Origin of the sequence: Nocardioides sp. cx-169 (assembly GCF_021083605.1) — a bacterium.
GTDB lineage: Bacteria > Actinomycetota > Actinomycetes > Propionibacteriales > Nocardioidaceae > Nocardioides.
The window spans coordinates 699,501-724,580 of the sequence record NZ_JAJNRO010000004.1 but is presented as its reverse complement, the minus strand read 5'-3'; the positions used below and the strand labels follow the sequence as shown (position 1 = coordinate 724,580).

Genomic DNA, 25,080 nt, shown 5'->3' with positions numbered 1-25,080 from the left:
GACGGGCGGCTAGGAGACCTCGAAGACGTGGTGGCCGTGCGGGCCGAGGTCGAGGAACAACCCCTCGGCCGCGGTCGCGGCGACGTCGCGGACGTACGCGACGTCGTCGTCCATGCGGTCGACCAGACACACGCTCTCGCCCGCGGGCAGGACGGTGGCGACCGCGACACGGCACTGGGCCTGGTGCTCGCTCAGGTTGACCGCCACCAGCCAGCGCAGCGGCGCATCGGCAGCCGGCGACCACCCCGCCACGACGTACGCGTCGTGGGAGCCGTTGCCGTCCCAGGCCGGACCCACCTGGAGCAGCTGCCAGTGGCCCTCGCGCAGGACCGGGTCCGCCAGCACGCCGAGCAGCCGGTCGTAGAACTCCGCGAGGGCCGGGTCCGGCCGCTCGTCGGGGCGCCGCCGCAGGTGCAGCGGCGCCTTGACCCGGCGGCCCTCGAGCTGACCCTCGTGGAAGAACCGCAGGCCCGTGCACAGGAACGTGACCACCGCGGCCGCCCGGTGCACGGCCGGATCGCGGAAGGTCGCGGCCGCGCGAGGCTCGTCGTGGTTCTCGAGGAAGCGCGCCGAGCGCGCCTGGAAGTCCGCGTCGGCCGCGAGGTGCCCGCGGACCGCGGCCGCGTCGCCGCTGCGCAGCCGGTCGTAGAGCCGCTTGTCGTAGGTGTAGTCGAAGCCGTGCTGCTGCAGCTGCCACTCCAGGTCCCAGTAGACCTCCGCCATGAGCAGGAAGCCAGGGTGCTGGGCGCGCACGGCGGCGATCGCCTCGGGCCAGAACGGCGAGTCGGCGGCGGGCGTGCCGTCGGCGGGGAGCGACCGGTCGCCCCAGGTCTGGGCGAACACCTCCGGCTCGAGCAGCATCGCCATGTCGCAGCGGACGCCGTCGCAGCGCGCCGCAACGCGGGCCAGCTCGGCGGTCATCGCGGCCCGCAGGTCGAGGTGGCGGTAGTTGAGCTGGGCGGTGTCCGGCCAGCCGTCGAAGTAGGGGTCCCGCCCGTGCGCGACGATGTGGTCGCCCACGCGGAAGTAGTTCTGGGGCTGGGCCGACAGGTCGTCCTCGGTCCCACCGACGTAGCGCTGGGGGGCGTCGCGGAGCCACGGGTGGTCTAGCGCGGTGTGGTTGGGCACGAAGTCCAGCAGCAGCCTCAGCCCGCGCTCGGACAGCCGGGTCCGGAGCCGGGCGAGGGCGGCGTCGCCCCCGAAGTCGCGGTGCACGCCGTAGTCGACGATCGCGAACGGCGAGCCCGTGACGTCCTCGGGAGTGAAGTCGGGCAGAGCCTCGTGGTACTCCGCCTGCCACTCGGGGTTCGCCGCGGATACGGCCCGTGCCGCGTCCCCGGTCTGCCACACGCCGAGCATCCAGACCCAGTCGAACCCTCGCGCAGCGATCTGGTCCAGGAAGGCGTCGGTGACGTCGTCGAAGGTGGCCGGACGGCCAAGCCCGCCTGCGATCTCGTGCAGCAGCACCCGGGTGTTCACCTGATAGAGCAGCGGGTTCATTGCAGTCTCCAGACACGGGGCTTCAGAGGTGCGAGCATGGCCACCGTAGGGCGTCGCGCTCACCCGCGAGTGCTTTTCGAGGTCGTAGCCGTCCAGCCTCACTGACCCTCCGGGAGAGTTCGACCATGCCAGCTCAGATCGACCACGCGACCGCCGCGCGCACCGAGTACGACGTGCTCGTCGTCGGCTCCGGTGTCAGCGGCGCCATCGTCGCCCGCGCCTCGGCCGAGAAGGGCCTGCGGGTCCTCGTCGTCGAGGCCGGGCCCGGCGACGAGCTCTCGGTGGCCGACTACGAGAGCTACCTGACCCGGTTCTACGGAGCGGCCGCCAAGGACAACAACTCCGCCTACGAGGTCAACCCGAACGCGCCGATGCCGCGCTCGCCCGACGTGCGCCGTCTCCAGCCGGGGCACCCGGACTCCACGGGATACCTGATCCAGAACGGCCCCTACGAGATGGACAGCACCTACACCCGGGTGCTCGGCGGCACGACGATGCACTGGGAGGGCAAGGCGCTGCGCATGCTCCCCGAGGACTTCGAGATGCGCAGCCGCTTCGGGCAGGGCCGGGACTGGCCCCTCGGCTATGACGACCTGGAGCCCTACTACCGCCAGGCCGAGTTCGAGCTCGGCGTCTCCGCGGACGTGGCGGACCAGACCTTCTACGGGATCACGTTCCCTGCGGGCTACGAGTTCCCGATGCACGGCCTGCCGAAGTCCTACCTCGACCAGATCGTCGCCCGCGACCTCGACGGCACCGAGATCACGCTCGGCGACACCACGTGCACGCTCACGGTGCGCCCCACCGCGCAGGCCCGCAACAGCGTCCCCAACGCGGCGTACGACGGCGGCAAGGGCTACGTCCCCGTCGGCGCCGTGAGCACCCACCAGGTCGAGGAGGGCGGTCGCTGTCAGGGCAACATCAACTGCGTCCCGCTGTGCCCCGTCCAGGCGAAGTACAACGCGCGCAAGACGCTCGCCTTCGGCCTGGAGACCGGCCGCGTCGACATCCTGAGCCAGACCATCGCCTCGCAGGTGCACGTCGGCGAGGACGGGCTCATCAGCCACATCGACTACCAGGCCTACGGGTCGACGACGTCGCCCGAGCACGTCACCGGGTCGCTGCGGGCGCGCGCCTACGTGCTCGCCGCCAACCCGGTCGAGAACGCCCGGCTGCTGCTGGCCTCGGGCCTGCCCGGCAGCAACGGCCTGGTCGGGCGCAACCTGATGGACCACGCCTACCTGCTCACCTGGGCGCTGCTGCCCGAGATCGCCGGCACCATGCGCGGCTCGCAGTGCACCTCGGGCATCGAGGACCTGCGCGGCGGCGGCTTCCGCAAGGACCACGCCGCGATGCGCGTGAGCATCCACAACGACGGCTGGGCCTGGCCCACGGGCTCGCCGTACACGGACCTGGTCGAGCTGGTCGACGACGCCAACCTGTACGGCGCCGCGCTGCGGCGGGGCGCGGTGGACCGGATCTCGCGCCAGCTGATGCTCTCCTTCATGGTCGAGCTGATGCCGGAGCCCAGCAACCGGATCACCGTCGACAGCCGCTACGTCGACGCGATGGGCAACCTGCGCCCCGTGCTGTCCTATTCGCTGCCGGAGTACACGATGGACGGCGTCGCCGCCTCCCGGCGGATCTCGCGGCGGATCTTCCAGCGCCTGGGCGCCGAGGACCGGACCCACTACGACCCGCTGGATCCCGGCTACGTCGCCTACCAGGGTGAGGGCTTCGTCATCCGCGGCGGCAACCACTGGGCCGGCACCCACATCATGGGCGAGAGCAGCCACGACTCGGTCGTGGACGTGAACCAGCGCTCGTGGGACCACGCGAACCTCTACCTCGTCGGGCCCGGCAGCATGCCGAGCATCGGCACCTCCAACACGACGCTCACGCTGGCGGCCCTGTCGTTCAAGACCGCCGAGAGCATCGCCGCCGAGCTGACCATCCGACCGACCGTCACCATCGGGGGCTGACCAGATGACCCTGCGCCGCATCGCCACCGTCGAGGACCTGCACTCCTACCTGCACATCGCGATGCAGCTGGAGCACGCCACGATCCCGCCGTACCTCACCGCCCTCTACTCGATGCACCCGACGACCAACGCGGACGCCTACCGGGTAATCCGGGTCGTCGCGGTCGAGGAGATGCTCCACCTGACCCTGGCCGCCAACCTGCTCAACGCCGTCGGGGGCGACACCGCCCTCGCCGCCGAGGGGTTCGTGCCGACGTACCCGACCCACCTGCCCGACGGGGAGACCGACTTCGAGGTCGGCACCCGCGCGTTCTCGCGGGAGACCATCGAGACGTTCCTCCAGATCGAGCGCCCGGCCGCGGCCGAGGGCCAGGGCCGGCTCGTGACCCGCGACCGCTCGCCGCGCGCCCTGCTGCCGGCCGTCGACGCGCACGAGGACGACTTGCACTTCTACAGCATCGGCGAGTTCTACGCCGAGATCGGCGACGGCATCCGCCGACTCCACGACGAGATGGGCGACGCGCTGTTCTGCGGCGACCCCGCACGCCAGGTCGGGCCGGAGTACTACTACTCCGGCGGCGGCGCGATCACCAAGGTCACCGACCTGGACTCCGCGGCCGAGGCGATGCGCACGATCAGCGAGCAGGGCGAGGGCATGGGCGGCGCGATCTTCGACGAGGAGGGCGAGCTGGCGCACTACTACCGCTTCGAGCAGCTGCTCCTCGGTCGCTACTACCAGCCCGGGGACACCGGCGGCAGCCCCACCGGACCGGAGCTCGCGATCGACTGGGACGCGGTCTACCCGGTCAAGGCCGACGCCCAGCTCGCCGACTACGCAGAGCCTGGCGAGCTGCGCGACGCGGTCCTCGCCTACAGCACGGCGTACGGGGAGTTCCTGGACTGCCTCGACCGGGCCTTCTCCGGGCGTCCCGACCTGCTGGTCCCGGCGGTCGGCGACATGTTCCACATCAAGGAGCTTGCCTCCCAGATCATGCGCAACCCGATGCCCGGCGAGCCCGGCGTCAACGCGGCCCCGGTCTTCCGTGGCCCCGCTCCTGTGGAGGTGTCCTGACCATGACCGGCGACCACGACGTCCTCGAGGCGTTCCTCGAGCTCTCGGCCACCCTCACCGGCTACTCCCGCTTCCGGCTGCGCGGCACCGGCCAGGCCGAGCCCTACCTCGAGACCACCCGTGACGCGAGCGGCGACGGCGTCCTCGCCGACCTGCTCGCCACCTCGACGCAGGTCCATGCGGCCGCGGCCGGCGACGAGGGCGTCCTCGACCGAGGGCTGCGCGCGCGCATCCTCAGCGACGACCGGCTCGGCCCGGTCGCGCGCAACGTCATCAAGATGTGGTTCGTCGGCACCTGGTACCAGCTGCCCCAGGAGTGGCGCGACGCCCACGCCACCCGGGCGCCCGACGCCACCCACGTGGTCTCCCCCGCGTCCTACACCGAAGGGCTGCTATGGCCCACGATCGGCGCCAATCCGCCCGGAGCCAAGGGGCAGGGCTACGGCACCTGGTCCTCCCCGCCCCGCCTCGACCTGCCCTGAGGCTCGGCGGGCGGGCCCAGTCGGTCAGCATCTCCTCCCTCGGAGCCGCGGCCCGAACGACTGGCTCATCCCCATGCACCCGAGGCCGACGGCGGAGACCTCCAGCCCCTCGCGTGCCGAGCGTGCGTGTCTGCATGACATCTCCCCTGTCGCGCGGTCGGTGCCCTGGTGCCAGGACGACGCTAGGCACCTGGCGGGCCCCGTGGGAAGACGCGGTCTCATGGCGGAGGTGGCGACGGTCGACACGACCCGCAGCCCACTGCCGCCCGCTGCCTCACAGAGGCAACGCGCGGCAGTGGGTGGAACGACGCGGTCAGGCAGGCCGACGCACGAACGCGACCGCGGCTCCCAGGAGGGGCACCAGGATCCAGGCCGCGAACACCCCCGCCCCCATGCCCGGGCTGAGCTGGGAGGTGTCCGGCGCCACCGAGGTGAAGGAGCTTCCGGCCGTGGTCGGCAGGTACTGCAGGAGGTCCTCCCGCACGCTCTCAGGGAGCAGGATGAAGCCCAGACCGGGGAGGACGAAGATGATCCCGAACAGCGTCGAGATCGCTCCCGCCGTGCTGCGCAGGATGCCGCCCAGAGCGAGCCCCAGCAGCGCCGTGCCCATGAGGAAGGCAGCCGAGCCGATGACGGCTCGCAGCACGCCGGGGTCGCTCAGCGTCGCGGTGTCGACGTCGCCGCTGCCGATCAAGGCTTGGCCGGCGAAGAAGGTGACGAAGGCGGTCACCCCGAGCACCGAGAACGTCGCGAGGGCCACGACCGCGACCTTGGCCCAGAGCACGGGGAGCCGGGACGGCACCGCCGTCAGCGTGGTCCGGATCGTCCCGGTGCTGTACTCGCTGGTGATGGCGAGGACGCCGAGCACGCCGATGATGAGCTGCGCGACCTGGACCCCGGCGAGCGCTGCCCCGGCGGGGTCCTCCCCGGCGTCCTCCGGCGGGTTCCCGACCACCCCACCGATCATGGCGGAGAAGATCAGGCCGATGAACAGCAGCGCGCCTGCCGAAGCGGCGAGCGTGACGACGTTGCTCCTCACCGACCGGAGCTTGGTCCACTCCGAGCGCATCACGTTGCTCATGGTGATGCGGCCTGGAGCGGCCGGAAGACCTACGGGTGCGGTTGCCTGGGTACTCATCGGACTGTCCTCTCGTCTGCGGGGCGAACGGTGGTGGTGGTCTCGCCGGCGTACTCGACGGCGTCTCGGGTGAGCTCCATGAACGCCTCTTCGAGAGACGCCTGCTTGCTGCTGAGCTCGTGCACGGGGATGGAGGCCTCGCTGGCTCGGGCGCCGATCTGCTCGGGCGTGAGGCCGATGACGTCGAGGGAGCCGTCCGGCTCCGTCGTCACGGTGACGCCCTCGCCGGTGAGGAGCGGCTGCAGCAGAGCCGCCTGGGGGCTGCGGACCCGGACGCTGCGGATGGACCTGCTCATCAGCTCGGCCACCGGCAGGTCCGCGATGAGCTTCCCGCGACCCAGGATGACGAGATGCTCGGCGGTCATCGCCATCTCCGTCATCAGGTGCGAGGAGACGAACACCGTGCGGCCCTCGGCGGCGAGGCTGCGAAGCAGCTCACGGATCCAGCGGATGCCGTCGGGGTCGAGCCCGTTGACCGGCTCGTCCAGCACGACCGTCTGGGGATCTCCGAGCAGGGCGCCGGCGATCCCGAGCCGCTGGCCCATGCCGAGGGAGAATCCTCCGACCCGGTCCTTGGCGACGTCGGCGAGCCCGACCAGCTCGAGCATCTCGTCGACGCGACTCGCCGGCAGTCCGTGCGTGTGGGCCTGGGCCAGGAGGTGGTTGCGGGCGGAGCGGCCGGGGTGCCGGGCGCCGGCGTCCAGCAGGACCCCGAGCTCGCGGATGGGCGTGGGGTGGTCGCGGTACGGACGGCCGTTGACGGTGGCGCGGCCGCTGGTCGGGTCCTCGAGACCGACCAACATCCGCATCGTGGTCGACTTGCCCGCACCGTTGGGCCCCAGGAAGCCGGTGACGACACCGGGCTGCACGGTGACGGTGAGGTCGTCGACGACGGTCTTGGAGCCGTACTGCTTGGTCAGGTGCTGTAGTTCGATCATGGTGTTCTCCTTGTGAGACCGGGGCTTCCGGGGTTGAGAGAAGCCTGCTCGGCGGGGGTGCTTTCCCGCGTCGTGCAGCCGCAGACACCTGTGCCTGCTGCACGCGCAGCAGCGCACAGGTCGGAGACGGTCCAGGTACCGCCCCGGCGGTACGTCGGTGTACTGCCGCCGGAGGACGCCACGGACCCGGTGTGATTCGTAGGCTCCGGGTGTGACCGTCCTCAGCGACCTGCGCGCACTCCAGGAGAGACACCCTGTGGTGCTCGATGTGCTGGTGGCGGTGGGGCTCATGCCGATCGCGGTGCTCGTCCCCGATCCCGACCACCCAGGCGGCTCGTCGCTCTCCGGCGCGGCGGCGGCCATCGCGATCCTGACCTGCGCCGGTCTGGCACTACGCCACCGGTGGCCCGGCCTCGTCCTGGCGGGCACCACCGTGGGCGCCGCGGTCGTCATCCTGCTCGCGGGGGGAGCGTCGTGGATCGTCCTGGCGACGGTGGTAGCCCTGTACACGTTCGCGGTCCTGCGCGACCGACGCAGCGCCATCCTGGCCTTGGCAGGGTCACTGGCGACGGTGTCGGCCGCAGTCGCACTGGTGACCGGCCCGTGGCCACTCGACCCCGCGGCCTTCCAGTACATCTCGTCGTTCGCTGTCGCCACCGCCGTCGGAGTGGCGGTCCGATCTCGTCGCGCCTTCGTCGTGGCCGTCGAGGAGCGCGCCGAGCGGGCTGAGCGCATGCGCGAGGAGGAGGCCGCTCGGCGCGTCGCGGAGGAGCGGCTGCGCATCGCGCGCGAGCTGCACGACGTGGTCGCGCATCGCGTCGCGATCGTGAACGTCCAGGCCTCGGTGGCTCGTCATCACGTGCTCGTCGACCCGCCGGCGGCACTTGCGGCGATCGAGCACGTGCGGGAGGCGGGGCGCGCGATCCTCGATGAGCTGGGTGACGTGTTGAACGTCCTGCGCCAGCCGGATGAAGCGGTGAACCCCCACTCCCCCGCGCCGGGTCTGGACGAGGTGCACCACCTGGTGGCCTCCTTCCAGTCCGTGGGCCTGGCCATCAGGCAGTCGGTGTCGGGGAGCCCTCGCGCGGTCGCCGGTGGAGCAGATCTGGTGGCGTACCGGATCCTCCAGGAGGCCCTCACGAACGCCCACAAACACGGAACCGGACAGGCGACCATGACCATCTGCTACGAGCCCACCGAGATCGGACTGGAGGTCACCAACCCCGTCGGCGACGACCATGCCGCCGCAGCCGCCGCAGCCCTCTCCTCCGAGGGCGCCGGCTTCGGCCTCATCGGGATGCGTGAGCGCGTCGCCGCGGTCGGTGGGGAGATGGCGGCACGACACGATCCCGACGGACACTTCCGGGTCTCGGTCCGGCTGCCTGACCGAGCGGGGGCGGAGCGGTGAGCATCCGGGTGGTCATCGCGGACGACCAGGGGCTCATCCGGGTGGGCTTCAGGTCGCTGATCGACTCCGCTCCGGACATGAGTGTCGTGGGAGAGGCCGCCAACGGACAGGAGGCGGTCGACCTGGTCCGCGAGACCCGAGCCGACGTCGTGGTGATGGACATCCGCATGCCCGAGCTGGACGGCCTCGGCGCGACGCGCCTGATCTGCGCCGACGAGGACCTGGCCGGCGTGCGGGTGCTCATCCTGACCACCTTCGAGCTCGACGAGTACGTCCTCGAAGCGATCGAGGCCGGCGCCAGCGGGTTCCTCGGCAAGAGCGTCGATCCCGAGGACCTGGTGCAGGCGATCAGGACGCTCGCGGCCGGTGACGCCCTGCTCTCCCCCAAGGCGACGAGAGCCCTGATCAACCGCTACGCCAGGCCCGTCGAGGCCGAGCCCCCCGGCGCCGTCGACTCGACGCTCCTGCCCGCGCTGACCGATCGGGAGCGCGAGGTGGTCGCGCTGGTGGCCCACGGCCTGACCAACGACGACATCGCCGAGCGCCTCTTCGTTTCCCCGCTCACCGCCAAGACCCATGTCAACCGAGCGATGATGAAGGTGGGCGCACGCGATCGAGCCCAGCTGGTGGTCGCCGCCTACCAGAGCGGACTCATCCGGCCCGGGGCCCAGTAGGCCTGGGCCCGCTCGACGTCACCTCCGGCGCACGCCCCGGCACATCTTCATCCGCTTCATTGAGTCACGGTCTCTGCGGATTCGGCAGATGACTTCAACCCGGCGAGCAGTTCGAACGTCTGCGCCTTCACTGAAGGGAAGACGTCCGGCTCGAAGATGACAGCATTCAGCGTTCCTGTCGCGGGCTTGCCCCCTGGCACCTCCTTGAGACGCTCACAGAAAGCCGTGATCGCCGGTGCGACGGTTGGGTGATTCTTGAGCGTCGAGGGGTCGACGCCGAAGGTGACGTGCTTGGCGGTGTACCACTGCCCACCTTCAAGGAAGACCCATCCGATCGAGATCGGTGCCGCGCGGTCGGGCGACTTCAGTCGGATGGACGCCCCCTTGCTATACCAGGCGACGACGAGGCCGAGCGCCGAGACGGTCGAGAACAGCTCACTCATGGCCTCCCGATACCGCACGTCGGCAATTGCGGCGAGAAAGTCGTTCTCATTCGCCTTGCCGGCGGCTTCCGCCGCACCTGACCTTGTGGAGGGCTTCTCGACGACCTGGGCTGCGTAGCCGGTGCGGTTCGCGCCGTCGAGACGGATGAGCTCGACCAAGAAGTATTTGCCGTATCGGGTTGTCTCGTTGAGGTATCGGACTGAATCGTGCATCGAGTCGGTGAACCGTTGCGCAGAGACGACGAAGACGAAGTCACCGGTCGAGAGGACCCGTCCCAGCCGGGACACCAGGGCCTCCCACTCCTCCTCGCTCAGGTCCCACGCGAGCACCGCCGCCTCGCGGAGTGTGGCGGCCTGAGCGAACTTGGCGTCGACGTACCTGCTAGCCAGGTGGCGGTGGACGACCCCCTCATCGAACTCATTCCAGCCGTTGAGCTTCCACAGGTCGGAGCCATAGTCGATCACCTGGGCGAGTGCATGGCGGAAGTCCGGATTCTTTGGTCCAGTCTTGAACTCGATGATCACCACCTCTCCGGCCTTCGAGAGGCATAGAAGGTCGACGCTGCCGGAGGCCAGCGTCGTCTCGCGTCCCACGACGAGCAGCTCGTCGTCGATGCCGAGATCCTCGGCTGGCATCAAGTGCGGGTTGGCGAGGAGCACCGTCTGGAGTTCGTGCTCGCTGTCAGCGGGATGCTCCACCAAGTGAATGGGGCCGTCAACCCCACCGGTGACGAGAATCTTCCTGGGCACACCGCAAGTCTGCCAGCGGGAACCGGCACAGTCCGCGCTTCGGGCGGATGCACCTTCCGGGGCGGCATCATGCATCCGCACCACGGTCCACGACCGGTCGCACACGCGGATCGGCCTGGTAGGAACCGGGGCGGGTGGGGATAGATCACACCGATCGCGCTGACCGTCGTGTCTGCACTGAGGTGGGGTTACGAGCGAAGCTGTCGACTGCGGCGGTAGCGATGTGTTGCAGGGTCGCGGGGTCGACACCCGCCTTGGCGAGCGCCTCGAGTCCCCGATGCGTCGCCACGATCAGTCCGCCGAGCACGGCCGCGTCAGCGTGGGCGTCGATGTGCCCGGCGGCCTGCGCCTGCTCGACAAGCTGCCGACAGCTGGCGAACAGCGACTCGAACGCGGCGTGCGAGCGGGCGGCGATGGCGTCGTTCTCCCACGCCAGCTCGGCGGTGCCCCTGGCCAGCAGGCAGCCCCGGGGGTCGGGCCCGGCCACGGGGGCAGCCAGCCACGTGCGGATCCGATCGCGGGCCTCGTTCTCGGGGCCCGGGACAAGCGCGGCCGCGCCTTCCTCGGCGGCCGTGCAGGAGCTCGCGGCGACAGCACTCGACCGGCTCGGCGGCGTCGACATCGTCGTCAACAACGCGGGGGCCGCCCGCACCCACCTCGGCGGCATCTCCTCCATCCCCGACGAGGAATGGCTCCACGCCCTGGACGTCAACTACCTCTCCACCATCCGGGTCGCGCACGCACTGCTGCCGGCGCTGCGGCCGCCGGCGCGGGCAGCGCGATCGTCGACATCTCCTCGGTGGCGGCGCTGATGCCGGTGCCGCTGCTGGCCCACTACAGCGCCGCCAAGGCTGCGCTCAACGCCTACAGCAGTGGGTGACCGGAGTGACCCTGACCATCGACGGCGGCCAGCTCCCGGTCTAGCCGGGCGGGCCGGACCCCGCCCAGCGGCAGCGATCGTGCAGTTGCACCGGTGAGGCACGATGCACTGATGAGCACCAGTGCGAGCGAGCTCTCGGCCGCCATCGGGCCCGGCGTGGATGCGGGCCCCAAGGTGGAGGCCAGCGATGACTGACCTGGAGGCGTTCCTCTCCGGTGCACAGGTCGACGACGCCGTGGCCGCTCTACGTCCGGACTACCGGGCCCTCCTCATCGCCGTCGACGGGCTGCCCGCGTCCACCAGCGATGCCGGCACCGCCAGCGACGCGACCGGCCGGACGGCCGAGGGCCTGCTGGTCCGCGCCGAGCAGTCGGCAGCCGAGCTGCTCACCACCATGGCGGTGGAGGAGACGCCGCACGTCGCCGCGTGGCGCGAGGCGTACCGGCAGTTCGGTGCGAAGCCGCAACGCACCCGCAACAGCCTCGAGGCCCTGCTGCGCCGCGCCGTCGCCGGCTCTGGGCTGCCTCGGGTGAACCCGCTCACCGACATCTACAACGCCGTCAGCGTCATCCACCAGGTCCCCCTCGGCGGGGAGGACCTCACCGCCTACGTCGGCGCACCGCGCCTGCTCCGCGCGGCGGGCACGGAGGCGTTCGACGTCGTCGCCGACGGGCAGCCGGTGGTGGAGCACCCCGAGCCGGGTGAGGTCGTGTGGTGCGACGACGCCGGCGCCACCTGCCGTCGCTGGAACTGGCGCCAAGGACGTCGCACCCAGCTCAGGCCCGACACCACGGCCGCGCTGTTCATCCTCGATGCCCTCGCCCCCATGACCGACGCCGCCCTCACTGCCGCCGGGGACGACCTCCTCACCCATCTGACCGGGCTCGGCCCCGAGGTACGTGTCGCTACCCGTCTTCTTCGCGCCACCAGCTCCGCCGCCCGGGAATGACCCGACGGCGGGCCTGGTGCTCCACGCCCTCGCGGGCGTGGAGCACCAGGCTGGCCCGTCAGCCCTGGGCCGCGCCCTGAGACACGGGCGTCATGAACCGGGCGAAGTACGCCGTGATCTCGTCGTACGCGTCGAGCGGCAGCACATGGGCGACGTACTGGTCCGGGCGCACGATGACCAGGGCGCCGCTGCGGTCGATCTCCCGCAGGTCGAAGATGTCCTCGTTGTCGAGGTCGGGCGTGAAGATCTTCTCGTAGTCCTTGAGGCCGAGCGCGCCCTTGTTCGGCAGGAAGATCCTCGGCACGTCCTCGACGTCGAAGTCCTGGAAGCCCTGCTGGTAGACCGCGTGCGCGTCGAACACCGCGTCGATGTCCGCGCCCTGCGGAGTGTACTTGACCACCGGCGACTCGGGGTCGGTCATCAGCCACTCGCCCAGCGCACCCAGCTTGGACTCGGCCGACGTGGCGGGCGCCTGGTCAGCGAAGGCGAAGAGGCGCCAGCGGGCGTCGGCCTTGTGCACGTGGCCGAGGTGGTAGGGCTTGGCGTCGGCCAGGCGGACCACCGGCGCCGAGTGGAAGCGGTAGCCGATCGGGTAGCCGTTGGCGAGCTTCTGGTGGGCGTCGTCGCCGATCAGGGTGGACCCGATCGGGTAGTGGGTCGCCACGCCGGCGGTGTAGCGCCCCGCCTGCTGGAAGATCTCCTTGACCCCGGCCAGGTCGGGTCGCCCTTCCTTCTCGTCCGTGGTCTCGGGTCGCTTGCCCCCCATAGCCGCGGCGAAGTAGCGGTCGAACTCGATGAGCTCCTTGGCGACTGGGCGCCGCTCCTCGTTGTAGGTGTCGAGCAGGCTCTCCGGGCTGCGGCCGAGCAGCACGGAGACGAGCTTCCAGCCGAGGTTGAAGGTGTCCTGCATGGAGACGTTCATGCCTTGGCCGGCCTTGGCGCTGTGCGTGTGGCTGGCGTCGCCGGCGATGAACACGCGCGGGGAACGGCTACCCCGCTCGTCCTCGGGCACGTCGTCCATGCGGTCGGTCAGGCGCTGCGCCACCTCGTAGATCGACCACCACGGGATCTCCTTCGGCTCGAAGGTGTAGGGGGTGAAGTACTTCTGCGCGGCCTCGACAATCAGCTCCTTGCTCGCCGTGGTGCGGAAGGTCCGGTCGCCCGGCTCGATCGGGCCGAGGTCGACGTACAGACGCGAGAGGAAGCCGCCCTCGCGCGGGATGATGCCGATGCCGCCGGCACCGTCGGTGCGGATGATCGCCTTGTGCCGGATGTCGGGGAAGTCGGTGACGGCCAAGACGTCGAGCACCCCGTAGGCGTGGTTCATCGAGTCGCCCTTGAGCTCGAGTCCCAGCCCGCGGCGGATGGAGCTGCGCGCGCCGTCGCAGCCCACGACGTACCTGGCCTTGATGACCAGGTCCGGCTCGGACTCCGACATCCCGGCCCGGCGCACCTTCACCTCGAGGGGCTGGTCGTGGTCGGCGGGCACGTCGATGCCGACGACCTCCATGCCGTACTCGCACTGGAGCCGGCTCGGGGAGGCGGCTGCGCGGTCGACGAGGTACTGCTGCAGGCGGGCCTGGTTGACGATGACATGGGGGAACTCCGAGAGGCCGGCCTCGGTGTCGGGCACGCGGCCCGTGCGGTGGATGTCGCCCTTCTCGTCCGGACCCCAGAAGACGGTCTCGGTGATCTGGTAGGCCTCGCGCAGCAGCTTGTGGGCAAGGTCGAAGGCGTTGAACATCTCGACCGTGCGGCAGGCCACACCGTCGGCCTGGCCGAGCGTCATCGGGGTCTCGCGCCGCTCGATGAAGCGGGTCGAGATCTCCGGGAAGTCGGCGAGCTGGGCCGCCAGGATCGACCCGGCCGGGCCCGAGCCGACCACGAGGACGTCGACGACGTCCGTGTCATGTGCGATCTGCGCATCGGGCTTCAGGTCGGGGTCACCGTGGTGGAAGCCGTTGAGGTGGATCTGCATGTCGAGCACCGCCTGCGTGATTAGTTTGTGTGCATACTAGTTTTCGCGACACTATGCGTCTCCCACCAGCCCGACAACACCAAGCCTCACTCAGCGGGGGATTGAGCGCCGCCGGTGCAGACGATCATCGAACGGAGGCTCGGCGCCATGACCAACGAGCGGACGCTCGGCCAGTTGCTCCACCGCTGCCACCAGGTCAACATCGCCATCTGGACCAGGACCTTCGGCCCCACGCTGACCGCACCCCAGTACGCCGTCCTCTCGGTGGTCGCGGAGTCGGAGTCCCACGACATGCAGACCGTCGCCACCATCGCGGCGCTCGACAAGGCCACCATGACCGGCGTCGTGCGACGGCTCGGGGCCGGAGGCTGGATCCGCCGCACCCGGCACCCCGACGACGGACGGCGTCAGACGCTCGCACTGACGCCCTCGGCGACGCTCGCCCTGAGTCAGACCCGCGACCTGGTCACGGCCGCGCACGAGGAGCTGCTTGCTCCGGTGCCGACCGAGGACCGAGCCCGGTTGACCCCATGCCTACGCAGGCTGGCCCGGGCCGACGAGGTACCGCCGCACCTGACGATCGGCGTGCAGGCGGCCTGGGCCAGGGTGGGGAACTCCCCCGGTCACCTCATCCGCAGGGCCCAGCAGGTGCACACCTCGCAGTGGTCGGCCGAGTTCGGCCAGGAGCTCACGGGTCCTCAGTTTGCGGTGCTGCGGACGCTGAGGGCGGTGGGCGAGTGCAGGCAGACCCGGCTCGTCGAGCTGATCGCGCTGGACAAGGCGACGCTGTCCGGCGTCATCGACAGGCTGGCGCGCCGGGGCCTGGTGGCGAGCAGACCGGACCCGGGCGACCGACGAAGCCGTCTCGTGGCACTCACGGACGCCGGACGCACCCTGAATGAGGCGGCCCTCCCCCGAGCAGAGCGGGTGCAGGCACAGACCGCGGAGCCGGTGCCGCCGGCCGAGCGCGCGTGGCTCAACCACGCCCTCGAGCTGCTCGCATTCCGGGGCGAGGCGTCATAGCCACCCTGGCAGCCGCCGTGGTTGCGGCGGATCGTGCGCCACGCTCCTGCGGCACGCGCGAACGGTCCCCTGCCTCGGGGCCCAGCCAGCCGTTCCGCACTCGCTGCGCCATCGCATCCACCGATTGGTGGACCCGATCGTGGCCGGCTGGGCGATGTCGGGCGCGCCCTGGCGCGAACATGCTGGGGGCGTGACGGAACCAGCAGTGCGTGTCGTGGGCCTGCGCAAGACCTATGGCACCAAGGTCGAGGTCGACGATGTCTCCTTCGAGGTGCATCCCGGTGAGATCTTCGGGATCCTCGGACCCAACGGTTCCGGCAAGTCCACCACGGTCGAGTCGGTGGCCGGACTGCGCGTCGGCGACTCCGGCGGAGTCCGGGTTCATGGCGTGGACCCGTGGGTCGATCGGGCCGCGACCACCCGGCTGGTCGGCATACAACTCCAGAAGAGCGCACTGCAGCCGAAGATCACCGTCCGCGAAGCCCTGGCGCTGTGGGGGCCTTCTACGGCGACCCGGAGCCGTGGCAGCCCCTCGCCGAGCGACTGGGCCTTGCCGAGTACCTCGGCCAGCGGTTCGCCGCCCTCAGCGGCGGTCAGCAGCAGCGACTCTCGATTGCCCTCGCGCTGATCGGACGGCCGAAAGTGGCGATCCTCGACGAGCTCAGCACCGGACTCGACCGGCGCGCCCGCCGCGAGGTCTGGCAGCTGGTCCGCGACATCCGCGAGGCGGGCACGACCGTCCTGCTGGTGACCCACATCGACCTCGAGGCATTGCGTGAGCTCGACGGCGTGGAAGCAGTCCGCACCGATGCCGGCCGCGTCGTGGTGGAGGGAGCCGAAGACGCCGCGCTCCGGGTGCTGGCACACCTCGCCGACCAGGGCATCGCCCCCCGCCGGCTGCGGGTCACCGACGGCTCCCTCGACAGCGCCTACCTCGACCTCACGCTCAGGGCCTCCCAGGAGGACCCCGCATGAACGCCACCACTGCCGTCATCCGCACCGAGGCCCGTCTGTTCAGTCGCGAGCTCGGATCTGTGTTTGGATCTTGTTGTTCCCGTCCCTGGTGCTCGCCATCCTCGGCGCGATCCCGAGCTCCCGGGAGCCGGACGAGGCGCTGGGTGGTCTTCGACTCGTCGACGTGTACACGTCGGTCTCCGTCATGCTCGCGATGATCGTGGCGGCGGTCATCTCGATGCCGGCGATCACCGAATCGGGCAACCCTCCATGGCTTGCGATGGTGGGCTTCTTCCTGCGGTCGATGAACCTCACCCACCGCTGGCCGCCGGTTGCCTTCGTCGCCGCGGGCCCGGGCCGCTGCAGGCGCCAGGTCCCAACGATCACGCATGGTCTTGCCCACGACGTAGTGGGCGGGGTGGCGCCAGGCCGCCTCGACCAGCAGCCGGCGCAGGTGGAGCGGCTCTAGGCACAGGGGTCGGTGTCCGCAGCCACCCGGAAGCCGCAGGGATACAACTCGCCCGGATGCGGGCCGTGACGCCGTGCGCAACGGGCGAGATCGCCAAAGCGAGAGAAACTCCCTCCCCTGGTGACCGGGTAGTCGCCGAGCAACTCGGTCAGGTCGTCCGCGACCCAGCCCCCGTGGTCGTAGGCGTGATACAGGGTGGATGTGAACTCCTCGACGTTGCCCGCAAGATCCCAAACGCCACACCAGGACCGACCAGCCGGGAACGATCCGATCGGGCTGGTGGTGGTCAGCCCGAACTCGCGTACGTTTCCCGCATCAGCACGGAACTGCTCACCCCAAGGGAACTCTCTGCCGTCCGATCCGCGTGCCGCGTACTCCCACTCTTCCTCCGTGGGAAGGCGGATCGCGACATCCGTCTGCTCGGTCAGCCAGTCGCAGTAGGCCTCCGCATCCCGGGGACCCACACCGGCAACAGGATGGTTCGAGCGATCCCAGGGGTACGCACCGAGAAGCCAGGTGGAGGGGCGCACACCGGACTGTCCGCTCTCCTGGAGGAAGCATGCGTACTGGTGGTTTGTGACCGGATACGTCCCGAGCCAGAATGTGGCCACGTCCGCTGAGTGTGCGGGCGCCTCCTTCGCGATCCACGCCCGTTCGACCCCGACGTGTCTCCACGAATCCACGACAGAGTCGACCTTGGAGTCCGGTGTCCCCATTCGCAACGATCCGCCGGGCACCCGAGTGAAGCGCGGGATCCGGGGCGCTCGGGTGTCACCGTGGAGGCCAAACACCGCGCCCGCAGCGATCCGTGAGCTAGGCGTTCCCTCGTCCGATTCGAGCAGCGTTCGGCACTGGTCGACGGTCGAAGGAGGTCTGAGGAGTGGATTCAGGGCCAAGGGGAGCACGACGGAGAAGTGGGCTTCGTCCGCAGCACTGGTCACACGGTCTCCTTTCCAAGGGCGAGGCTGTGACCACCGATTGAAGCCTTCTGCTGAAGGTAGTCGGCGTTCTCCGGAGTGATGTGGAGCCCGGTCGACCGAACAGCAGCGATGGTGAGACCGGACTGGCGCAGGGACTCGATCTTCGACGGATTGTTGGTCATCAGCTCGATCTCCTCCAGGCCAAGGGCTCGCAGCATGGTCGCGCACTCCCCGTAGTCGCGCTCGTCAGCGCGACGACCGAGTGCCTCGTTCGCGGCGAACGTGTCAGCCCCCGCGTCCTGGATCACGTAGGCCTCTAACTTCTTGTACAGGCCGATACCCCGCCCCTCCTGTCGCATGTAGAGAATCACGCCGCCTTCTTTGGCAATTAGTTCCAGGGACTCTCTCAACTGGTCGCCGCAGTCGCAGCGGGTCGAGCCGAAGACATCCCCGGTCAGGCACTCCGAGTGAACGCGAACGAGGCAGCCTGGTTGGGGGCTGCCGTGCAGGATAGCGACGTGCTCAGCTCCGGAGGGCAGGTTGTTGAAACTCACCATCTCGGCCTCGACACACAGCCAGGGCCTGGGCTGCAACCGGAACGGCACGCGGGTTCGCACCCCGACTGACGGGGTGGTCACGTCTCGTACCCGAGAGTCGTGGAGGCGACCACGTGAGGCATCCCGTCGACTGCCATTTCGTAGCGACGGATCTGGCGGTCCCACCCCGCCACGACGAACTGGTCGGGTCCAGCAGCGGCGATCGCGGAGACAGCCTGACGCAGGCTGTCGAATCGTGTGCCTGTCGTGAGCTGTCCGGGCTGACCGCCGCCGAGATTGACCCGCCACGCGTAAAGACCGAAGTCGTACGACCCGGCGATCACGACCGGCTCTCCGGCGGTGCCGATCACCGCGACAGCCTTGATGGACTCATCTGGCCCAAGCAGCACCTGGGGTCGGGCGGCCTCGCCCAAGGGAGGGAGTTTTCCGACCCGCACCGTGCGGTCGCGCGAGGCACTCGCGACGACTGAGCCGTCGAGATGTGCCACCGCGTTGACGAGGTTCCCGTGCCGCCAAAGGTCCTGCCGAGCGTGGGCGCGACCGTCCAAGAGGGACACACAGTGATCTGTGGAGGCGGCAAGAAGGCGACCGTCACCGAGCGCGGCCAACGACTTGATCGAGCCCTCGTGGACTGCCTCCCGTGCCACGACCTCGAGCGTGTCGGCGTCGAGGGAAATGAGCTCGCCCCCGTAGCTGCCGACGAGCACCCTTCGGCCCACGACAGCCGCCGATGGGAGGGGTGCCCCCAGTCTCTCCGGAGTGATCGACAACTCCGACTCCGACAGCCGAAATACGTGCCCCGAGTACGTCGTTCCGAAGATCCATCCGCCGTCCGCGGCCAGACCAAGAACGGGACTGTCACCGACCTTCACGACCCTGACCTCGGTGAGGTCGTCGAGCCTGAGGACGACCACCTCACCGGAGTCTGTCCCGATGGCGACCAGATCACCCGACACCACGACAGCGTTGGGGCCTCGCACCCCTCTCCCCTGCGGGGCGATGGTGTCCGCCGCCCCAGCCCGCGAGTAGAGCTGGGGACAGGAGGAGAAGCTTCCCACCGCGACGAGGTCCTCGTGCAAGGCGACCGATCGTGGCCACGCGCGGTCGTTTGAGCTGCGTTGAACCGTGGCGGCATCACGGTCGATCTGGTAGACGCCACCGTCGTAGGTGCCCGCGATCAGGTCTCGATCGCCCGGGCCCCAGGCCACCGATCGCACGGCGCTCGTGGACAGCGGGTAGTGCTCCACGGTCTCCAGATCGGCCCGGCCGACGATCTCGAGAGACCCGTCGTCAAGAGCCAGGGCGAGCAACTCACCGTCAGCAGACCAAGCGCAGCCCTCGATGGAGGAGTCGAAGAGCCGAGAGGTGGATAAACCCTCCTCCCCACCAAGATCCAAGGGGTCCGGCGTAACTCGCACGAGTCCGTCCTCCCCCACGCTGGCGATGTCGCCGTAGCGGCTGACGGAGGCAGCCATGCAATGGGCTCGGTGTGCACCCAGATTTCCGAGCAGCCTGGATGTCGTGGTGTCCCACATCGTCACGTGCCCGTCCTCCGAAACGCAGACCAGTCGCCGTCCGTCGGGCATCCAACTCACGCTGTTGACGTCGTCTGTGTGACGCGAGAGCACGGCCAACAAGGGGTTGGACGGCACGGAGACATCCCAAATCCCCACCGTCTTGTCGGCGGAGCCGGAGGCCAAAATGCTGGGAGAGATTGGGTTCCAGGCCACGGAGTTTACCAACCGCCGGTGCCTCAGGACGAGACGAGACGACGCGGCCGCCTTGTCGTCCGGCCACACGACGATGGTGCCGTCGTAGGATCCGGTGGCCAGTCTGCCGTCGCGCCTGAGCGCGACACTCGTGATCGGGGCAGTATGTCCGACTGACGGAAGGTCAAGTTCGATCGACTTCATGCGAAGTGGCTTCCCTTTCTTGCGACAGGTTCTTGTTCGACGGGCGCGCGAAGACCACGGCGGCGGCGCTCGCGACGGCTATCAGGGCCAAGATCGCGAAGACGGACGTGGTGCCGAGTACCGGCACCATGGCCGCCACAGCCAGCGGTCCGAGCACAGCGGGCACGCCGTGCACCATTCGGAGCACGCCCGACGCTCGCCCGAAGACCTCCTGTGGCACGAAGTGCACCACCATCATCGATTGGGCAGAACCCGCCGCACCGCCCAGGAGCATGAGGATGGTCAAAGCTGCGACGGCGACTGCCACAACTGGCACGGACGCGCCGACGAGGGCGAATGCGGACGCCACTGTGATGACGCCGACCACTCGGACGGGGTCGAAAACGCGCCGCTCAGACACGGCCAGCGAACCGACCAGCGCGGCAACGTTCATCACGGCGAAAAGAGTCGCCACTCGACTCGCTGACACGTCAAGCGTGTCGCGCAAATGATATAAAGCGAGTGCCGGTACGGCTGCTGACTCGACGAAGTCGAACGGGAGCATCAACAGCGTGAGTTTGCGCAACCTGGCGTCATCGCGCAGAGTGGCGAACCCCACTCTAAGCCCATTGGAGACGATCCTTCGAGTACCTGCCTGCCAAGGGCGTCGAGTTGGGCGGATGCCGAAGGCGTGCACGAGCAGCGGCGCCACGAACGTCAAGCAGTTGATCCACAGCAGGCCGGCATAGCCGACGAGCGGTAGAAGGACGGCGACAAAGACCGGTCCCACGATCGTGGTGGCGATGAAGAGGCTTGATAAGGTGCCGCGTGCCCGAACCGGTGACTCTGGGAACATCTCGGGTACACCGGTCATCCAGCCGACGCGATAGACCGCGCCGGCCAACTGCAGGACGACGGCAAGCGCGAGGAAAGGGCCCAAGCTCAACTGGTCCAATGCCACCATAATGCTGAGGATGACGGCGGCTGCTAGCTGGACTATCAGTCCACTCACCACGAGCCGTCCAGCACCGCCCTTATCCGCTAGGGCCCCCAGGACCGGCCCCAGAAGCAACGTACCCGGGGTCAGGGCGGCCACGACACCCATGACGACGATGGAGCCCGTCTCGCCATACACGAGGAGGGGCAGCGCGATGTCGTAGATCCCCTCCCCGACGTTGTTGACTGTGTTGCCCGTGGCGAACCAGCGGAACCGCGGGCTGCGCCAGGGGCTGGGCGCGGCGCCGCCGGTGTCGCCGGAGGGCGCGTCGTCAGGAGCCATGATGCTTGACGGGGTAGCTCTCGGGAAGAGGAGCACCAGCGTCTCGCAACCATGTAGTGGACGACGGCACCGGGGTGCCGTCCTCCAAGAGGTGGAACGTGGACAGGTAGCCTCCCCGTCCCCCGACCACTAAGTGATCGGCCCCCGATGGGTTAGGGAGGATCGTGAGGGCCTTCGGAAAGTCCGGCAGCACTCCCTCGATGACCCCCAAGAACTCCCCCTCCTCGCGAAACACCGCAAGCTGCGAGTCGTAGGTGACGACATATACGAACCCGTGATGGAAGATCGCATTTTCCGCCGTGTTGGACAGTGACTCCTTGAAGTGACCGATGAGTTCGCCCGTGGCGAGGTCGAACTGGCGGATGCCGCCTCCCCCGGTCACGGTGAGGGTTCGCTCGGACTGCTGCCACATCCGCTTCGGGAAGTCTCCGATCTCGAAGCGGAGGCGGACTTGTCGGTCCTGAGTCAGGATCACCGAACGCCCCGCTCTCGTGCTGAGCACGAGCTCCCCCCCGGCGAGGTAGGAGCATGCCCAGACGGGAGAACCGTCGAGGCCGTGGCGCGCCAACTGCTCCCCATCGGCGGTCCGGAGTTCGAACGCACCGCAGTTGGCCGCCACGGCAACCCGATCCTCCTCGGTCGAGACCGACAGGTCGTGGACGATTCCGCCTATGGCGTGCGCCCACGTCACGCCGGCGTCGCCGTAGCGAGCTACCGTGCCGCTACGCCCGATGACGACGCCGTCACCGTCGGCGAAGCTGCGGATACGGCGACTGAACCCCAGTCCTGTCTGGACAGTGGAGACTATGGAGAAGGTCGGCGGTCCCACCTTGGACGATGCCGGAACGACGGACACGATGCCGTGATCGGACGCAAAATGGAGGACCGCGTGCTCATCGGTCCCCGTTGTGACGTGGTCGACGTCCCACATGCACTGAGGCGTGAAGTCGAGCTTGGCCACAACCCTGCCAGCGTTGTCGATCTTGGTAAGAACGCCGTTCTGACAGAGCACGTAGATGCAGCCGTCGTCTGCCAGGGCCAGGTCTGATACCTGGTGCGAGAAGGGACCGATGCTTCGGGCCCGTCGCAGCACGGGGCCCGTGTTGTCGAACTCTTCGATAACGCCGTCGAAGCCCGCGGCGTACACCCTGGTCCCGTCCTCGGAGATCTCCAGGCACTCGATGTCGTCGAGTGCAAACCGCTCCTCCTGATCGACTCGACCGTCCGGACTGACGGTGACCACGCCGTTGGAGATGAGGGCGGTCTCGCCGCTGCCCTCATCTTGGATGACCCAGAACCGATGATGCAGTCGGTCGTAGCGGACACGATGGAGGTTGGCGTCCTCATCGAGGCTGAGAGTCGTCGGGAAACTGTTGGTACGAAGGTCCCCTAAGTAAAGGTTGCCGTGCTTGTCGGTTACGGCGTGAACGTCGGGAAGGTCGACGCACATCCATTCGATGGGAGTGTCACCACTAGGTGAGGAACGTACGTCGACTACCGAGAACGACTCGAGGTCGAGAACGACAAGCTGCATGAAGCCGTTGTTGACATAGACTTTGCCGTCGAGCTCGACAATGCCTCGCGAGATAGTGAGAGATGGCTCCTCGTCCTCCCAGAGAAAGGCCTCGTCACTGGTGGACCTCGTCTCGAGCCAGTGGGTCATTTCCAAGGTGCGCGCATCCCAGCGCGCGATGTTCCCGAGTTTGTCGCGCCCGACCACCCAGTCGCCGGACAACAGCAGGGCATAGAAGGGCGTCGTCGATCGGTTGACCGGAGAACTCAGCAGCACCTGCAGGTCGGAGTCGAGGAGGTGAATCCTGCCGACCGCGTCAGAAGCCACAATATTTCCCCCGGGCGTGCGGAGAATCCGGCAGAGTCGCGCTCGTACCAGCATGCTTATCACCTCGCGTGTTGGAGGATCAGGAGGAATCGGATTGAAGGGGTGGCGACGCACTATGGCGCCGCCACCCCCGATATTCATCGGCTAGACACGATGAAGCGACGCTTGGGCTTACGCATGGCGATCCTCCCTTCCTACTCGTTGACTACGGGTCTTTGCGGGTGTCGGCCTCCGGCATTGCTCAGGACTAGTCCGACTGGGGTGTCGCGAATCCGGTGTCATAGCCGATTCGGCTAACGGCGACGCGGCGTACCGGACCGCGACCGTCCGAGGGCACCGGCATAAAGCAGTCAAGGTCGCCGTACTCGTTCGGGGCGATCGACTGCTTCGCCAGTACCTCGCCACTATCTCCGAGCAGGGCAACCTCGTAGACGGACTCACGTGAGGCGTCGGGGGCGCAGACGGCGAACACGCGCAGTGCGGCGCCCACATTCGCGGCGCCGACGGTGACTTGGTTCCGCGGCACCGCCTTCCCGAGGGAGTACATCGCGTCGTGCTTCACGAGCGGGGCCTTGAACTCGCGATCGCCATGCACGTGCTCCACCAACCCGATGACCATCGTGTAATGAGGGAGCTCGACCCGCTGCGCGACTACACACTCCAGTGCCATTACCCCGTCGCCGACCCAGGGGGTAGAGATGACGACCGGTTCCCTGAGCGAAAGATCATCCGAGGAGGTTTTGGGAATGTCCCTACCGGAGAAGCTCCCGCAGAAGTCGGCCAAATGCGCCTGGGTGTCACTGCACAGGGTGACGCTGAACTCTGATAAGTCGGAAATTCGGTCGGTCGTCCAGTTCGACTCGTGTAATACGACGGCAACGGAGATCGGGGCCTTTGCGACGAAATAGGTCCACTCTGCCGACAGCACGTTGACCCGTGATCCGTCGGTAGTTACCACAAGCCCGACGGTGGACGTGGACTTCTTCCACAGCGGATCGTCTAACGTGAGATTCATCAGTCGTCACCGCCCCGGGAATCTGTAGCGACCGCGTGGCGTCGCTGCGGGCGAGGCTAACTCGATCTAGTGGTTGTGGCAAGGATCACAACGATCGGGCTCTCGTGTTCGCAGCAGCGACACCCACGGCCGCGCAATTTTACTACTGGCGTCTTCGCCAGTCGACGGTGTGGAGATGGCCGTCTGCCGTCGAGCCGTCGATCGTGAGACGGCTGATGCCGCGCCCATGTGGACCCGAGGGTGCCGCGACGCGACAGCGTCCTTCGACTCGCACTCTCAGCCGCTCGCCTGTCGGCCGATCTGCTGTAGGTCGTACGCCGCAAACGTTGCCCCGTGCATGCGAGAGCAGACCCCTGGCGCACTTGGGACATGTAGCGGGAAGTTCCCTCCCCCAAACGTCGTAGATCTCTTGGAGACAGACCCCGTGGACTGCGACCGGCCGCGCTCACTTTCGCGCTCCGTCGCGGGACCTGAGAACCCGCCGCGTTCCCCGCCGCGTTCCCCGGCGCGGGTTCTTTGCGTGCAGGTCGCGGCGATGGTGGTGGCGGCGCTGAAGGCGGTGACGAGTTCGGCGCGCGACGGATGACCTGGGAAAGCTGGCTCACGCCCGCAGACGACCGCAGTCAGGATCCCCTGGTCGCCCCAGGACGCCCCTGGTCTAGATGGGACGCGACCGGCCACAGCGCGGCCGTCGAACCCGGTGCACACCAGGTGCAACCTGGCTCACCAGGGGACCTGCGTCGACAATCGCGTCGATAAAGCGGCCTCAGATCGAGGCGGGAGGCACTAGATATGCCCGGAAATGACCATGGCCCCCACACGGCGTAGGGGCCAAGGTGCGAATCTTTCGATTCTTTTGTAGCGGGGGCAGGATTTGAACCTGCGACCTCTGGGTTATGAGCCCAGCGAGCTACCGAGCTGCTCCACCCCGCGTCGG

The 25,080-nt window shown here is 68.5% G+C and carries 23 protein-coding genes and 1 tRNA gene; 11 read left to right on the top strand and 13 right to left on the bottom strand.

What is annotated here, in order from left to right:
- Positions 1–9: 9 nt before the first annotated feature.
- The gene (locus LRP67_RS09270; RefSeq protein WP_231269875.1) at positions 10–1,500 is read right to left on the bottom strand and encodes an alpha-amylase family glycosyl hydrolase; all 1,491 of its coding nucleotides are present in this window, start codon (positions 1,498–1,500) and stop codon (positions 10–12) included.
- A gap of 125 nt (positions 1,501–1,625) precedes the next feature.
- Between LRP67_RS09270 and LRP67_RS09265 the strand changes: the two genes are divergently transcribed.
- Genes LRP67_RS09265 through LRP67_RS09255 form a run of 3 tightly spaced genes read left to right on the top strand, consistent with a single transcriptional unit; the run spans position 1,626 to position 5,036 of the window.
- A complete protein-coding gene (locus LRP67_RS09265) occupies positions 1,626–3,482 on the top strand; it encodes a GMC family oxidoreductase (protein ID WP_231269874.1) in 1,857 nt (618 codons plus the stop codon).
- Positions 3,483–3,486: 4 nt separating this feature from the next.
- The gene (locus tag LRP67_RS09260; protein ID WP_231269873.1) at positions 3,487–4,554 is read left to right on the top strand and encodes a ferritin-like protein; all 1,068 of its coding nucleotides are present in this window, start codon (positions 3,487–3,489) and stop codon (positions 4,552–4,554) included.
- Between the two features lie 2 nt (positions 4,555–4,556).
- Entirely contained in the window at positions 4,557–5,036 is a 480-nt protein-coding gene (locus LRP67_RS09255) for a hypothetical protein (protein WP_231269872.1), read from the top strand.
- A 313-nt stretch (positions 5,037–5,349) separates the two neighbouring features.
- Here LRP67_RS09255 and LRP67_RS09250 read toward each other — a convergent pair whose 3' ends face one another.
- Both LRP67_RS09250 and LRP67_RS09245 read right to left on the bottom strand, forming a co-directional pair.
- The gene (locus tag LRP67_RS09250) at positions 5,350–6,117 is read right to left on the bottom strand and encodes an ABC transporter permease subunit (RefSeq protein ID WP_231269871.1); all 768 of its coding nucleotides are present in this window, start codon (positions 6,115–6,117) and stop codon (positions 5,350–5,352) included.
- A 53-nt stretch (positions 6,118–6,170) separates the two neighbouring features.
- On the bottom strand, positions 6,171–7,112 hold the full coding sequence (locus LRP67_RS09245) for an ABC transporter ATP-binding protein (RefSeq protein WP_231269870.1): 942 nt from the start codon (positions 7,110–7,112) through the stop codon (positions 6,171–6,173).
- A gap of 211 nt (positions 7,113–7,323) precedes the next feature.
- On the opposite strand from LRP67_RS09245, the gene LRP67_RS21840 reads away from it, so the two are divergent.
- Together LRP67_RS21840 and LRP67_RS09235 are read left to right on the top strand one after the other, a co-directional pair.
- Positions 7,324–8,520 (top strand): sensor histidine kinase, encoded by a 1,197-nt coding sequence (locus tag LRP67_RS21840; RefSeq protein ID WP_231269869.1) that lies wholly within the window; start codon positions 7,324–7,326, stop codon positions 8,518–8,520.
- Positions 8,517–9,194 (top strand): response regulator transcription factor, encoded by a 678-nt coding sequence (locus LRP67_RS09235; RefSeq protein ID WP_231269868.1) that lies wholly within the window; start codon positions 8,517–8,519, stop codon positions 9,192–9,194. The genes LRP67_RS21840 and LRP67_RS09235 overlap by 4 nt, the downstream gene beginning before the upstream one ends.
- Positions 9,195–9,250: 56 nt before the next feature.
- Here the strand turns inward: LRP67_RS09235 and LRP67_RS09230 are convergent, their stop codons facing one another.
- Together LRP67_RS09230 and LRP67_RS09225 are read right to left on the bottom strand one after the other, a co-directional pair.
- Entirely contained in the window at positions 9,251–10,387 is a 1,137-nt protein-coding gene (locus LRP67_RS09230) for an endonuclease NucS domain-containing protein (RefSeq protein WP_231269867.1), read from the bottom strand.
- A gap of 145 nt (positions 10,388–10,532) precedes the next feature.
- On the bottom strand, positions 10,533–11,009 hold the full coding sequence (locus LRP67_RS09225; RefSeq protein ID WP_374107403.1) for a TetR family transcriptional regulator C-terminal domain-containing protein: 477 nt from the start codon (positions 11,007–11,009) through the stop codon (positions 10,533–10,535).
- Here LRP67_RS09225 and LRP67_RS21835 point away from each other — a divergent pair.
- Positions 10,960–11,199, top strand: a complete 240-nt coding sequence (locus LRP67_RS21835; RefSeq protein ID WP_231269865.1) for an SDR family oxidoreductase — start codon at positions 10,960–10,962, stop codon at positions 11,197–11,199. The two genes, LRP67_RS09225 and LRP67_RS21835, sit on opposite strands and share 50 nt — an antisense overlap.
- Positions 11,200–11,454: 255 nt before the next feature.
- Positions 11,455–12,216, top strand: coding sequence for a B3/4 domain-containing protein (locus LRP67_RS09215; protein WP_231269864.1), 762 nt, complete (start codon positions 11,455–11,457; stop codon positions 12,214–12,216).
- 58 nt (positions 12,217–12,274) lie between these two features.
- On the opposite strand, the gene LRP67_RS09210 is transcribed toward LRP67_RS09215, so the two are convergent.
- Entirely contained in the window at positions 12,275–14,194 is a 1,920-nt protein-coding gene (locus LRP67_RS09210) for an FAD-dependent monooxygenase (protein WP_231269863.1), read from the bottom strand.
- Between the two features lie 147 nt (positions 14,195–14,341).
- On the opposite strand from LRP67_RS09210, the gene LRP67_RS09205 reads away from it, so the two are divergent.
- From LRP67_RS09205 to LRP67_RS09190, 4 genes are all read left to right on the top strand, one after another.
- A complete protein-coding gene (locus LRP67_RS09205) occupies positions 14,342–15,217 on the top strand; it encodes a MarR family winged helix-turn-helix transcriptional regulator (RefSeq protein WP_231269862.1) in 876 nt (291 codons plus the stop codon).
- Between the two features lie 127 nt (positions 15,218–15,344).
- Positions 15,345–15,845, top strand: a complete 501-nt coding sequence (locus tag LRP67_RS09200; protein WP_231269861.1) for an ATP-binding cassette domain-containing protein — start codon at positions 15,345–15,347, stop codon at positions 15,843–15,845.
- Positions 15,761–16,192: an ATP-binding cassette domain-containing protein gene (locus LRP67_RS09195; protein WP_269211380.1), complete on the top strand. Its 432-nt coding sequence runs from the start codon at positions 15,761–15,763 to the stop codon at positions 16,190–16,192. The genes LRP67_RS09200 and LRP67_RS09195 overlap by 85 nt, the downstream gene beginning before the upstream one ends.
- 73 nt (positions 16,193–16,265) lie before the next feature.
- Entirely contained in the window at positions 16,266–16,640 is a 375-nt protein-coding gene (locus LRP67_RS09190; RefSeq protein ID WP_231269859.1) for a hypothetical protein, read from the top strand.
- Here the strand turns inward: LRP67_RS09190 and LRP67_RS09185 are convergent.
- From LRP67_RS09185 to LRP67_RS09155, 7 genes are all read right to left on the bottom strand, one after another.
- Positions 16,637–17,581, bottom strand: coding sequence for an SUMF1/EgtB/PvdO family nonheme iron enzyme (locus LRP67_RS09185; protein ID WP_231269858.1), 945 nt, complete (start codon positions 17,579–17,581; stop codon positions 16,637–16,639). The two genes, LRP67_RS09190 and LRP67_RS09185, sit on opposite strands and share 4 nt — an antisense overlap.
- Entirely contained in the window at positions 17,578–18,198 is a 621-nt protein-coding gene (gene ribA, locus LRP67_RS09180; RefSeq protein ID WP_231269857.1) for a GTP cyclohydrolase II RibA, read from the bottom strand. The genes LRP67_RS09185 and ribA overlap by 4 nt, the downstream gene beginning before the upstream one ends.
- On the bottom strand, positions 18,195–20,030 hold the full coding sequence (locus LRP67_RS09175) for a WD40 repeat domain-containing protein (RefSeq protein ID WP_231269856.1): 1,836 nt from the start codon (positions 20,028–20,030) through the stop codon (positions 18,195–18,197). Before LRP67_RS09175 ends, ribA begins: the two co-directional genes overlap by 4 nt.
- A complete protein-coding gene (locus tag LRP67_RS09170) occupies positions 20,011–21,288 on the bottom strand; it encodes an MFS transporter (protein WP_231269855.1) in 1,278 nt (425 codons plus the stop codon). The genes LRP67_RS09175 and LRP67_RS09170 overlap by 20 nt, the downstream gene beginning before the upstream one ends.
- Positions 21,278–23,182 carry a hypothetical protein gene (locus tag LRP67_RS09165; RefSeq protein ID WP_231269854.1) on the bottom strand — a complete coding sequence of 635 codons (1,905 nt, stop codon included), beginning with the start codon at positions 23,180–23,182 and terminating at the stop codon, positions 21,278–21,280. The genes LRP67_RS09170 and LRP67_RS09165 overlap by 11 nt, the downstream gene beginning before the upstream one ends.
- 193 nt (positions 23,183–23,375) lie before the next feature.
- Positions 23,376–24,143, bottom strand: a complete 768-nt coding sequence (locus tag LRP67_RS09160; protein ID WP_231269853.1) for a flavin reductase family protein — start codon at positions 24,141–24,143, stop codon at positions 23,376–23,378.
- Positions 24,144–25,002: 859 nt separating this feature from the next.
- Positions 25,003–25,076, bottom strand: a tRNA-Met gene (locus LRP67_RS09155).
- Between the last annotated feature and the right edge of the window lie 4 nt (positions 25,077–25,080).